The sequence below is a fragment of the Fimbriimonadaceae bacterium genome (assembly GCA_019454125.1).
Classification (GTDB): domain Bacteria; phylum Armatimonadota; class Fimbriimonadia; order Fimbriimonadales; family Fimbriimonadaceae; genus JALHNM01.
Genome location: CP075365.1, coordinates 1,518,133 through 1,530,971 on the forward strand (window position 1 = coordinate 1,518,133; position 12,839 = coordinate 1,530,971).

Consider the following 12,839-nt stretch of genomic DNA (forward strand, 5'->3'; position numbering starts at 1 on the left):
TCGCACGCCTCCGGGCGGGACGCATTTTGTTGCCGCCATACTCCAGCAAAGGATGCCCAAGATCCTGGCCGCGGCGGATATCGGCAGCAACACGGTCCACCTTCTGGTCGCGAGCGTGGGCGAGCGCGGCATTACGCGCCTCGACAACCTGAGCGAATGGATGAGCCTGGGGCAGGTCGTGAGCCGCGAGGGCCGCTTGCCCGACCCCCTGGTCGAAGCCCTAATTTCGACGATTATCGACTTCCGTCGCCGCGCAAGCGCAAGCGGAGCGCAGGGTCTCTACGTCTTTGCCACTGAGGCCATGCGTCGAGCGCAAAACCATGACGAGGCGATGCAAAGGATCCAGGAGCGGACCGGCGTCGAGATCCAGATTGTCCCTCCTTTGCGCGAGGCCGAGCTCGGGCTGCGCGGGGCGATGACGGATTGCGAGGTGGCCACTCCCTTCTACCTCGTGGAAGCGGGCGGGGGCAGCGTCCAGGTCTCGCTCTGCCACCGGGTCGAGGAGATCGGTTGCTCCGAGTCCCTCCCGCTCGGAACGGGAGTCCTTACCCAGAAGTGCGAGATCGAGCACCCCGTCGACAGTAAGACCTTGGAACGGGCGAGGAAGAAGATCGACAAGGAGCTGCGGCGGCTGGAACCAAAGAAGTCCGAGCGCATGGTCGCTTGCGGCGGCGTGGCGCGCGGCTTCCTCCGGGCGCTGCACCGCGACAGCGACCGGCTGGTCCACCGCCGGGAGTTGGAGTACCTGGTGTGGGCGACCGCCCGCCTCCCCGTGACGCTGGTCGAGTCGCGCTTCGGTGTCAGAATGAAGCGGGCAGTGACGCTTCTGCCCGGTGCACTGGTCTACCTTGCCATCATGGACAGACTTGGCCACGAAGAGATGCTCGTGAGCGAACACGGCGTCCGGGAAGGCGCGATCCTGGAAATGGCGGACGGAAGGATCCAACCGTGTCCGCTCTAAAGCCGCTCGCACCGGGCCTGACCTGGGTCCAGCACAGCCGCTACGTGAACCGGGAGTTCAGCTGGCTGCAGTTCAACGCCCGGGTCTTGGGCGAGGCGGAGAACAAGGCGAACCCGCTGCTGGACCGCGTCAAGTTCCTGGCGATCTTCGAGAGCAACCTCGACGAGTTCTACATGGTTCGGGTCTCGGGCCTGCACGAGCAGGAGGAGTCGAGCATCCAAGAGCCGACCCCGGACGGCCTCACGCCGAGCCAGCAGCTCGCCATGATCAGTGAGGTCGCCCGGCCCCTGCGTCAGAAGGCGAGCGACATCTGGCAGAACGACCTCGGCCCCGCCCTCGCGCGCCACGGCGTGCACGTCACGACGTTCAAGGAGCTCAGCCCCCGCGACCAGGCCGACCTCAGCGGCTATTTCGAGCGGTCGGTCTTCCCGCTTTGCACGCCGCTGATGATGTACCCCACCACCACCTTCCCGTTCATCTCGAACCGGTCGTTGAACCTGGCGGTCGAGCTTCGAGACGCGGGTGAGACGAGGTTCGCGCGGGTCAAGGTGCCGCCCAACCTCAACCGCGCCGTGCGGGTGCCGGGTTCGCGCGAGACCTTCATCCTTCTGGAAGACCTCATCGCCTCGCACCTGGACAAGCTGTTCCCAGGGGTGACCATCATCGGGGCGCACACTTTCCGCGTGATCCGCGACGCGGACATCGAGATCCTGGAGCTCGAGGCCGCCGACTTGATCCAAGCCGTGGAGCAATCGTTGCGCCTGCGCCGCATGGGCGACCCCGTGTTGCTCGAGGTGTCCTCGGGCTTGGGGGCGGGGCCGACGAGGATCATCCGCCGCGGCCTAAACCTGGACGAGCAGGACGTCATCAGCATCTCCGGCCTGCTCGGCATGGACGTCATGTGGGAGCTCGCGCGTCTGGAGAGGCCCGCCCTCAAGCACGTCCCATTCGTTCCCTTCAGCAACGAGAAGCTGGCCCACCACGGCACCCTCTTTCCCGAGATCGCCAGCCGCGACGTCTTGGTCCATCATCCCTACGACAGCTTCCGCTCCGTCGAAGAGTTTGTGGCCTCGGCCGCGGAAGACCCCCGCGTCATCGGGATCAAGCAGACGCTCTACCGCGTCGGGACGGAGTCACCGATCGTCCAGAGCCTGCTGCGCGCCGCCGAAGCGGGGAAGCAGGTCGCCGTCATGGTCGAGCTGAAGGCGCGGTTCGACGAGAGCAACAACCTCCTTTGGGCGCGGGAGTTGGAGCGCGCGGGCGTCCACGTCACGTACGGCTTCTCGGACATGAAGGTGCACTGCAAGCTGTGCCTGCTCGTCCGCGACGAGCCCACCGGCATCCGCACCTACGCCCACATCGGCACGGGGAACTACAACCCGGACACGGCCCGCCTCTATACCGACCTTGGCCTCTTCACCTGCGACCCCGAGGTGTGCCAGGACATCACCGAGCTTTTCAACTACCTCACCGGATATAGCCGCCAGACCAGCTACCGCAAGCTCCTCGTCGCGCCGCTGAACCTGCGGGAGGCGATCCTGGAACGCATCCGGCGAGAGACCGCCGCCCACCAGGTGCACGGCAACGGCCGCATCCTCTTCAAGCTGAACTCACTGGTCGACCCCGAGGTGATCGACGCGCTCTACGAGGCGAACCAAGCCGGGGTGGAGATCGGGCTCGGCGTGCGGGGCATCTGCTGCCTGCGGCCGGGGGTGCGCCGGGTCAGCCAGAACATCCGCGTCGTCAGCATCGTCGGACGCTTTCTGGAGCACAGCCGCGCTTACTATTTCGAGAACGGGGGAGAGCCGGAATGCCTCATCGGCAGCGCGGACATGATGCGCCGCAACCTCGACCGCCGCATCGAGGTGCTCACCCCGCTCCGCGACCCTGCGCATATCGAGTACGTCCGGGAGAAGGTGTTGCTGGCGAGCTTCCGCGACAACCAGAAGGCGTGGAGCCTGCAACCAAACGGCACCTACAGGCGCGTTCGCCCCAAACCGGGCGAAGAGCCCATGGAGCTGCAAGCCTGGCTCATGCGCCACCCCGCTTCGTTCGATTGAGCCGGAGTTCGTCTAACTCCTGGCATCCCCCCTCCCCAGGCTTGGGGAGGGGGCTAGGGGGAGGGGTTTGCGCCCGCCCGCCAGGCCCGGGAACGTTTGTGGCTCCTGGCCCTTCTCCCCCCTCCCCAGGCTTGGGGAGGGGGCCAGGGGGAGGGTCGGCGCAGGCTCCCTCTCAGCACGGGGAACGATCCCCCTCCGCCCCTGCGGGGCACCTCCCCCGAAGCAGCGGGGGAGGGGGTTAGGGGGAGGGTCGGCGCAGGCTCCCTCTCAGCACGGGGACCGATCCCCCTCCGCCCCTGCGGGGCACCTCCCCCGAAGCAGCGGGGGAGGGGGCTAGGGGGAGGGTCGGCGCAGGCTCCCTCTCAGCACGGGGAACGATCCCCCTCCGCCCCTGCGGGGCACCTCCCCCGAAGCAGCGGGGGAGGGGGCCAGGGGGAGGGTCGGCGCAGGCTCCCTCTCAGCACGGGGAACGATCCCCCTCCGCCCCTGCGGGGCACCTCCCCCGAAGCAGCGGGGGAGGGACGGCGGTCGTGCTTCGCGGGGGCTAGGGAGAGGGGTTGGCGCCGCCATGTGCCGCCTGTGAGACCCGCCCTGTGCCGCTCCAAGACTGCCGGATCGTGTCCTAACTTTCTGGAAAACAACCGTCTCGATCCGCAGTTTAGGCGTGTAAGCTAAGACATGCCTAAGGCAATCACTCCCATCATACTCATCCTTTGCGGAGCTTCGGGCGCGTTCGCCCAGCGCGTCGTCCAGCACGCCTGGGCGGTCGCGAACCAAAGCCTGATCGTCGACCTAGCCCAGGGCCTGGACGGCAAAATCCTTGTTCCAGGCACACGCTCGCTGAAGGCCTTCGACCGCGACGGCGTCTTTCAGTGGGCCTCCCCCCGCCAAGGCGCCAAGCGTGCCGCCGTCAGCCCGGACGGCAAGGTCTATTCCTCTGCCGAACCTCGGTTCGTCACCGAACAAGACGGCGAAACTGGCGCCACCGTGCGGCGGATCGGCCCCTTCGACTCGCCGATCAACGGAACGGCGGTCAGCCCGGACGGGAAGGTCCTCATTGTCGGGTTACGGACGGGCTATTCCTTCGTCGACGTGGCAACCGGGTTCCCCTTCGCCGCGTGGTCGTCGGAAGGGTTTTCGGAGTGGTTCCGCCATGCGTTCGCGCCGGACGGTTCCGTCTTCCTGGCAAACAATGCCTCGCTAAGGCATTTCGAAGTTTCTAGCGGCCGACTTCTGGAGACCGTGGATACCGAACCCGTCGTGGAGGTCGGCTTGTCCTCGGACGGGAGCCGGCTCTACTATGCCCGGAGCGGCCACGACAATCCCCAACTCCGTTGCCTCGACACGGCCACGCGTCAAGTTGTCTGGAGCGACCCCAGTTTCGTCGAGAGCCTGCGGTTGGGCGCGAACGGCGACAGCCTGGTCGCTGGGGGCTACGCCATCTATCGGTTCGACCCCCAAACGGGCGCGCGCGAGGAGTACGCCTCGTCGAGTCTCGCACCCATCTGCGGCCTAACGGAGACCGGCGGCGGCAAGGTCCTCTTCGGCTACATGGACGGCCAAGCCGAGTACCGGCAACTCGACGACCTTAGCCGTCCGGTCGGGCGACTCATGCCCGGCAGCGCCGCCTACGAGGTCATCGGCTATTGCCGGGATGCCGCCTCCTGGGTGGTGAGGACCCTCCCGGACAAAGCGATCTCGCTGCTCGATGCTGAAACGGGCCGGTTCGGTGCGACCTTGAGCGTCCCAGGTGAGTTTGACTTCTCGCTCTCCCCGAACGGCCGGTACCTCGCCTCCCGCAAGGACGGCACGGTACGGCTCTACGACCTCGTGTCCAAGACGCTCGTTGGCCAAGCAGCCTATAACGGCACGCCCGTGCCGTTGAACGATGGCCGGCGGGTCATCGTGTGCTCCAACAACACGATCGAGGTCGACGTGCCCACGGGAACGATCTTGCGGTCCATGACCCCGACTGGCGGGCCCCAGTTGAGCGAGGACGGCGAAAGGCTGGTCTTGAGCAAGTTCGACCGAGTCCTCGTTTACCGCACTTCGGACTTCGTCTTGCTCGGAGGTTTTATCCACGCGTCCGGAGTGGAAAGGGCGGTTTCGCCCAGCGGCGATTACATGGCGATCGTCGAGAGCCGGGTCGTCAAGGTCTATGAGTCGAGGACCGGCCGTCTCGTCGGCGCGATCGCTTGGCCCGTGGCCGCGGCGAAGTCCACGTCCCTGCAAAGGTGGAACTGGGTGTCGGGCGACCTGCTGGCGATGGTCGCCTATCAACCGGTGGTCCGGCTGGTGACCCCGAGCGGGCAACAGGTCGATTCCTTCCGGACGGAATGGCCCGAAAACCCGCAGTCGCTTGCCGCTTCTCCGGACGGGTCGCGCTGGCTGATGTCGGCGGCGGACGCCTCGCTGGTCTCGCTCCGCGTACGCTAGGGGCCCTCCCACCCTGCCTGCAAGCGCCAGCTTGTAGGCAGGCGGGGAAGGGCACGGGGAAGCGGCGACGAGGGCCAGCGCGGGCGTGATCGTGCAAGAGAGGGGCGCGTCGAACCTGCAGACCGTGCTATCCTGGATGGATTCGGCCCTAGCGGGCCAACCCGGCCCAGACACCGCTGTCTGGAAGGTACGCGCAGGTGAAGAACTACACCCCCGACCAGATTCGAAACGTTGCCATCGTCGGCCATGGAGGGTCCGGCAAGACCATGCTTGTGGAGCACCTGCTCTACACCGCCGGTGCCACAGACCGGGTCGGCACGGTCGAAGCCGGGAACACGCAGAGCGACCACGACCCGCTCGAAGTGCGCCGCAAGATCAGCGTCAGTGCATCGATCCTCTCCCTTGAGTGGCACGACCACAAGATCAACTTGATCGACGTCCCGGGTTATCCGGATTTCATCGGCGACCTGCACGCGGTGGCCCGCGTCGTGGACGCCATGGTCATCGTCTGCGAGGCGAAGAAAGACCTCGACGTGGGCTTTGACCTCGCCTGGGAGGTCGCGGAGAAAGCCGGGCTCGCCCGTTGCATCTTCGTCAACAAGCTTGAGCGCGACAACGCCGATTTCCCCGGTTTCATGGAGACGCTGCACGAGCGCTTCAGCAACCGCGTGGTGGAATGCCAAATCCCGATCGGCCATCAGGCCGCCTTCAGCGGCGTCCTCGACCTGCTGAACATGAAGGTCTATAAGGGCAAAGACCGTGGCGTCGAGATCGAAGAGATCCCCTCGGGCTACACCGAGGAGGCGGAGAGGCTCCACGACAAGATGATGGACGCCGCCGCAGAAGGCGACGACGAGCTCATGGAGAAGTACCTCGGTGGGGAACAGCTCACCGAAGAGGAAGTGGAGCACGGCCTGATGTTCGGCGTCAAGGAAGGCCGCGTGGTGCCGGTCTTGATCGGCTCGGCGGCGAGCGGCATCGGCGTCGCCACTCTGCTGGACCGCATCGTTGGCGAGCTGCCGTCGCCGGTCTACCACCCGTTCACGACCGTTGAGGGCACGAAAATGGAGGAGGACCCCAACGGGCCGCTCGTCGGCTTCGTCTTCAAGACCACCGCCGACCCCTATGTCGGCAAGATCAACTATGTGCGCATTTTCAGCGGGTCGCTGAAGGCGGACGACCACGTCCTGAACGTGAACCACGAGAAGGACGAGCGCGTCCACAACCTCTTCTTCCCCCACGGCAAGGCGCAGGAGGCCGCGACCCTCGTGCAGGCGGGCGACTTCTGCGCGATCGCCAAGCTCCAAGACACCCACACGGGCGACACCCTGACGACGGCCAAGGACCGGATCCAACTCCCGCCGATCGACTTCCCCGAGCCGATCTACCGCGTGGCCGTGAAGCCCGCGACCAAGGCCGACGAGGACAAGCTCGGCGGCGCGATCCAGCGGCTGCTGGAGGAAGACCCGACCCTCCACTACACGCGCGACACGGTCATGCACCAGGAGCTGCTCGAGGGAATGGGCGACATTCACATCGAGACGGCGGTCGAGAAGCTGAGGTCCCGATTCGGGGTGAACGTGGAGCTGGTCGAAGCGAAAGTCCCTTACAAGGAGACGGTTCGCGTGAAGGGCGAGGCGCAGGGCCGGCACAAGCGCCAGACGGGCGGCAAGGGCCAGTTTGGCGACTGCTGGCTCCGACTGGAGCCGCTCCCCCGGGGCACGGGCTTCGAGTTCGGCAGCGAGGTCGTCGGGGGCGCCATCCCCAAGAACTTTATCCCCGCGATCGAAAAGGGCGTGCGCGAGACGATGGTCTCCGGCTTTCTCGCCGGCTATCCCGTCGTGGACGTGAAGTGCGTGGTCTATGACGGCAGCTACCACGACGTGGACTCCAGCGAGCAGGCCTTCAAGACGGCCGCCCGCATCGGGTTCAAAGCTGCCGCTGAGAAGGCTCAGCCGACCATCCTGGAACCCGTGCTCAAGCTCGAGGTCGACGTGCCGGACGAGGCGGTGGGCGACGTGGTGGGCGACCTGAACACCCGCCGCGCCCATATGCAGGGCATGGAGCCTTGTGCGCCGGGGAAGACCCGCATCAGCGCCACCGTCCCGATGGCGACCATGATGCGCTACGCGCTGGACCTGCGGTCTATAACCAAGGGCCGCGGCCTCTTCCGCGCCAATGTCTCGCACTACGACGAAGTGCCGCAGAACGAGCAACAGAACCTTATCAAGGAGTACCAGGCGCACCGCAAGGAGGACGAGGACCACTAGCGTGGAACGGGCCCAGGGTTCAGGCTCCTGGGCCACCGCCTGTGCCGGACAGGAGAGCCTGGCCCTAACTGAGCGGTTTAGGGGCAGGGGACTTCACGGCTGCCGTAGGGTACGTCGGCCTCTATCTTCCAGACCGCTTCGGGCATCGGCGCGTCCGTGAGGAGCGGCCAGATGAAGGAATAGCCGACCATGTGTCCCTCCCGGTCCAGATAGCACTTTTCGGTCATGTTGCGATTGACGACCGATCCACTCTTTAGGGCTACCAAGACCTTGCCCTTGCGGTTGAACAAGGGCGACGACGGCCCTCTCGTGTGCACCGTGTGCATCAGGCAATAGACCACACCATGGTTAGGGTCGGCGTTCTGAAGCGCTTCGAGATACTTCCCGTCGCCTTCGCTTGGGACGGGCCAGTAACTCACCGAAAACTTTGAATAGCGCGTAGCTGCTTCGTTAGCGCCCTTGGCGTAATTGTCTTCCGGACATTTCAGAACGCGGGAATCCCCTGTGTAGCGTGCCAGGACGGACCAATCCGTCAAGAGAGTCTTTGGATAGGCGTCCCCGCCGTTGTCTGTGTTGTATTGCTCCAGCGCGGCAGAAATCTGATGGAGGTTTGATCTGCACACGGTTTCCTTTGAGGATCGAAGACTGGGCCCGAGAACCGAGAACACGATGCCCATCAGAACAAGCACGATGCCCACCGCGACCAGCAGCTCAACGAAGGCTTAATCCGCGCGAGAGAGAACGAGACGTTCTCAACCTTGTTCCCCCAAGTACGCATGGATTTTCGATCCTATGGCACCGACGGCCGTCCCGACCAGAAGACCCTGCACCGTCCCCATTATCAGCGGGGCCACGTTCCCCCCGAAGAAGGCCAGCGCTGAGCCAAAGTAGCACAGAAACGCAGACAAGAAATAGAGGTGGGAGGGTTTCATAGAACCACTTTTTTGACGCCCTAGTGTTACGATCAACCAGGACAGCAGGCCAGCAGCCATACAGACCGTCAACCAGAAAGAACTCGAATAAGTGTTCACGACGCTCGTCAGCCAACGATCCATGGGGCCGGGCCCGCCGGAAGAACCCTCTCGGCCCGCTGAACCCCCTCCGCCCCTGCCGGGGCACCTCCCCCGAAGCATCGGGGGAGGAGTGGCTGTCGTGCTTCGACGAAAGCCCCTCCCCAGGCTTGGGGAGGGGGGCAGGGGGAGGGGTGGCGCAGGTTCCCTCCCGGTACAGGAAACCCCCTCCGCCCCTGCGGGGCACCTCCCCCGAAGAATCGGGGGAGGAGTGGCCGTCGTGCTTCGACGAAAACCCCTCCCCAGGCTTGGGGAGGGGGCAGGGGGGAGGGGTGGCGCAGGTTCCCGCCCGGTGCAGGGAAACCCCCTCCGCCCCTGCGGGGCACCTCCCCCGAAGCATCGGGGGAGGGGTGGGTTCCCTGTCTCGGCCCGGGAGCACCCCCTCCGCCCCTTCGGGGCACCTCCCCCGAAGCATCGGGGGAGGGGTGGCGCAGGCTCATTGCCTCGGTACAGGGAAACCCCCTCCGCCCCTGCGGGGCACCTCCCCCGAAGCATCGGGGGAGGGTGGGCCGGGCTGTTGCCCGCTTGACTGTGCTAGACTCGCCGCTTCCCCGGAATGCGGCACGAACTCGTCTTAGTCATCGATTTCGGCGGGCAATACGCGCAGCTCATTACGCGGCGTGTCCGCGAGCTGGGCGTCTTTAGCGAGATGGTCGCTTGGCCGCACGCCGCCGACGCGGTCCGCGAGAAGAAGCCGGACGCGGTGATCCTGAGCGGCGGGCCGAAGTCGGTCTTGGCCGAGGGCGCCCCCGACCTCGACATGAGCGTGCTTCAGGGCATCCCCGTCCTGGGAATCTGCTACGGCCAGCAGCTTATGGCGCACCGCTTGGGCGGGGAAGTCGCTCGGTCGTCCGACCGTGAGTATGGGCGGCGGCACTTGAAGAACGTGCGGGCCGGCGCCCTTGTGGACGGGTTGCGCGACGACCAGGTTTGGATGAGCCATGGAGACCAAGTGATCACCTGCCCGCCCGGCTTCGTAGCGACCGCCTCGACCGAGACCTGCCCTGTGGCCGCCTTCGAGAACCCCGAGGCGCGCCAATACGGCGTCCAGTTCCATCCGGAAGTCAGCCACACCCCGGACGGGCAGACCGTGCTGCGCCGCTTCCTCTTCGACGTCGCCAAGCTCCGCGGGGATTGGACGAGCGAGCACTTTATGGAGGACGCCATCGAGCGGGTCCGCCAAGAAGTCGGGAGCCAGCAAGTGGTCTGCGCAGTCAGCGGCGGCGTGGACAGCTCCGTCGTGGCGGCGCTCCTGAACCGGGCCATCCCGGACCAAGTGACCTGCGTCTTCATCGACCACGGCCTTCTGCGGAAGGGCGAGGCGGAGCAGGTGGTCGACACCTTCACCCGGATCGTCCACGCCAAGCTCGTCCACATCGATGCTTCGGAGCAGTTCTTCGGCGCCCTGAAGGGCGTGACCGACCCCGAGCAGAAGCGGAAGGTGATCGGCGCCGAGTTCGTCCGGTGCTTCGAACGGCACGCAGGCGAGTTCAACGACTGTGCGTATCTCGCCCAGGGCACGCTTTATCCCGACGTCATCGAGAGCGGCTCCGGCACCGCCTCCAAGATCAAGACCCACCACAACGTCGGCGGTCTGCCGGACTGGATGAAGTTGAAGGTCGTCGAGCCCCTCAAGTGGCTCTTCAAAGACGAGGTCCGCGACTTGGGACGCCGGCTCGACCTGCCGGGCGAGGTCGTGGACCGCGAGCCTTTCCCGGGCCCCGGGCTAGCCGTCCGCATCCTGGGAGAAGTGACGCCGGAGCGCGTCCGGGTCGTCCAGGAGGCCGACTGGATCTTCCGCAGCGAGATCCGGGAGGCGGGCTTGCACCCCGGCATCTGGCAGTCCTACGCAGCCTTGCTGGACGTCCGCAGCGTCGGGGTCATGGGCGACGAGCGAACCTATGAGCACCCCATCGTGTTGAGGGCCGTCCAGAGCGAGGACGCGATGACCGCCCAGGCGTTCCCGTTCGATTTCGGGTTCCTGGAGCGGGTCGCCAGCCGGATCGTGAACGAGGTGGAGGGGGTCAACCGAGTTCTCTACGACCTCACCAGCAAGCCGCCCGCCACGATCGAGTGGGAGTGAGGCCGGGCAAGAGTGCCGCAATTCCGGTAGGTTAGCCGGGCCTACAGGCCCTGGCGCTTCCAAGAATTTTCCTGGATGCGCACCGACCGAGCCGTCTTGTTCTGCCTAGCCTTGCTTGGCGGCGCGATCTCGCAGTCCGCGCTTTGGTCGCCGGATTCGGTGCCCGTCCTCACCCGGGTCACTTTCGATACGTTCCCAGAGTCCTGGCGGGGCGGGGACATCGCCGCAGAGGGCCAGTCACTGGCCGAGGGAGAGGTCGCCCGCTCGAAGGCCCTGGTCGCCAAGGCGGTCGCCCGCTACCCGAAAGCGCTCATCTCCCAAAACCTGGCGCGGATTTACGTGCTAAGGAGCATCACTTTTTATGGGTTAGAGTACGGTGGGACCAACTCTCTCGATACCGTCTACCTGACGAACCAAGGGGTGGAAAGGGGATATACAGACCGGTACATCTTGGCGAGTTTCCACCACGAATTCTCCAGCATTCTCCTGCGAAACTATCCGGAGCGATTCGACGAGGACGAGTGGGTGGGAGCGAACCCGCTCGGGTTCTCCTATGGCCATGGGGGCACCGAAGCGCTTCGCGACGGCAGCAGCGACGTCCGCTATAACAGCTGGCACATCCAAAGAGGGTTTCTGAACCAATATGCGACGGCCAGCTTGGAGGAAGACTTTAACACGGTCGCGGAAGGCATGATGACGGGAAGCCCTGAGTTTTGGGCCGCATGCGAAAGCTCACCTATGCTCAAGAAGAAGCTGGGCCTCGCCGTGAAGTTTTATCGCAGCTTCTGGCCTGGTTTTGACCCCAGGGACGCCGCACCGGCGGAAGAGTAAACTGCCGCTCTTGGTGCGGATCGCGAAAGAGTTCTCCTGGGAGATGGGCCACCGCCTGCCAGGGCACCCCGTCTGCCAGAACGTCCACGGCCACTCGTACCGGATGGTCGTGGAACTTGAGGGCGAGCCCGATAGGTCCGGCATGCTGCTCGACTATGGAGTGGTCTCGGACCTTGTCCGGCCCATCCTTGCCGAGCTCGACCATTCGTTCATGGTCGATCCGGACGACGAACTGATGGGCGGCTTTCTGACCTCCAGCGGCCTTAAGGCCACGCGGGTCGGTTTCCGGTCCACGGCCGAGAACATCGCCAAGTGGATCCTAGAAAAACTTAGCCCCCGGTTCTTCGAGACACCGGGGGTGCAAAGCGTGACTGTGCGGGTCCACGAGACGACCCGTACGGCCGCCGAGGCTACTGCCCGGCGCTAGGACCTCGCCCTGGATTTGATGACGATGTGGCCCTCGGCCTGCATCCCCTGGATCGTGGCGTTCACGAGGACGGCGTCCAGCTTGACAAGCTCGCCGGTTTCGACTTCCAGCCAGATCGTGCCCTTGCCACCCATGGTCGGCTCCTCAAGGAGGGTGTTCTCGAACTCGATCACATAGACCTTCTTGCCGTCCATCTCCTCGATGCCCTTGAGGGTGCCCTTTTGCTTGGTCTTCGGCGCCTTGGTAGCCTCGTTGGCGGGCTCTTCGAGCTCCCAGGTCTCACCGACCGCCACTGCTTGGGCAGGGGCGACGAAATCGATGGCGGCGCTCATCCGGGCCGAGTTTTCGTCTGTCTCCTCGCCCTTCCGTTCTAGGACGCGCCCCCGCTTGTCGCGGGTCGTGCTCCGCTCTCCACCGGCGTCTTGGGTGGATTGCTGGTCGTTCATCTTCTGGACGGCCTTGGTCACCTTGGTGATCTCGACGAAGGTGCCGTCCGGGTTCACCTTGGTGATCGTGGACTCGGCTTCCGTCTCGATCTTGATCTCCATGCCCATGATCTCGATCTCGGCATTGACGCTGGTGAACCTGGATGAGCCCTCCTTGGGCTTGACGATAATCTGGTGTGTGTCCTGGGCGTGGACGCCAAGGGCGAGTGCAGCAAGGGTGAGCGCGAAAAGCGAGCGCATGTGGACTTTACTAAC

9 protein-coding genes are annotated in these 12,839 nt (G+C 65.1%); 7 read left to right on the forward strand and 2 right to left on the reverse strand.

The genetic code is table 11. The annotated features are described in order from the left end of the window. Positions 1-52: 52 nt before the first annotated feature. The 4 genes from KF733_07540 to KF733_07555 all read left to right on the forward strand — a co-directional run bounded on the left by KF733_07540 (position 53) and on the right by KF733_07555 (position 7,727). A complete protein-coding gene (locus KF733_07540; protein ID QYK54857.1) occupies positions 53-961 on the forward strand; it encodes a hypothetical protein in 909 nt (302 codons plus the stop codon). Further along, a complete protein-coding gene (ppk1, locus tag KF733_07545) occupies positions 949-3,021 on the forward strand; it encodes a polyphosphate kinase 1 (GenBank protein QYK54858.1) in 2,073 nt (690 codons plus the stop codon). The genes KF733_07540 and ppk1 overlap by 13 nt, the downstream gene beginning before the upstream one ends. A 678-nt stretch (positions 3,022-3,699) precedes the next feature. Continuing rightward, positions 3,700-5,457, forward strand: coding sequence for a WD40 repeat domain-containing protein (locus tag KF733_07550; protein QYK54859.1), 1,758 nt, complete (start codon positions 3,700-3,702; stop codon positions 5,455-5,457). 197 nt (positions 5,458-5,654) lie between these two features. Continuing rightward, positions 5,655-7,727, forward strand: coding sequence for an elongation factor G (locus KF733_07555; protein QYK54860.1), 2,073 nt, complete (start codon positions 5,655-5,657; stop codon positions 7,725-7,727). Positions 7,728-7,804: 77 nt separating this feature from the next. Here KF733_07555 and KF733_07560 read toward each other — a convergent pair whose 3' ends face one another. Then, positions 7,805-8,146, reverse strand: a complete 342-nt coding sequence (locus KF733_07560; protein QYK54861.1) for a hypothetical protein — start codon at positions 8,144-8,146, stop codon at positions 7,805-7,807. Positions 8,147-9,353: 1,207 nt separating this feature from the next. Between KF733_07560 and guaA the strand changes: the two genes are divergently transcribed. The 3 genes from guaA (at position 9,354) to KF733_07575 (ending at position 12,138) form a co-directional block, all read left to right on the forward strand. Next, on the forward strand, positions 9,354-10,880 hold the full coding sequence (gene guaA, locus KF733_07565; GenBank protein QYK54862.1) for a glutamine-hydrolyzing GMP synthase: 1,527 nt from the start codon (positions 9,354-9,356) through the stop codon (positions 10,878-10,880). Between the two features lie 75 nt (positions 10,881-10,955). Beyond that, positions 10,956-11,711, forward strand: coding sequence for a hypothetical protein (locus KF733_07570; GenBank protein ID QYK54863.1), 756 nt, complete (start codon positions 10,956-10,958; stop codon positions 11,709-11,711). A gap of 13 nt (positions 11,712-11,724) precedes the next feature. Next, positions 11,725-12,138 (forward strand): 6-pyruvoyl tetrahydropterin synthase family protein, encoded by a 414-nt coding sequence (locus tag KF733_07575; GenBank protein QYK54864.1) that lies wholly within the window; start codon positions 11,725-11,727, stop codon positions 12,136-12,138. Here KF733_07575 and KF733_07580 read toward each other — a convergent pair. After that, positions 12,135-12,824 (reverse strand): hypothetical protein, encoded by a 690-nt coding sequence (locus KF733_07580; protein QYK54865.1) that lies wholly within the window; start codon positions 12,822-12,824, stop codon positions 12,135-12,137. The two genes, KF733_07575 and KF733_07580, sit on opposite strands and share 4 nt — an antisense overlap. Positions 12,825-12,839: the final 15 nt, after the last annotated feature.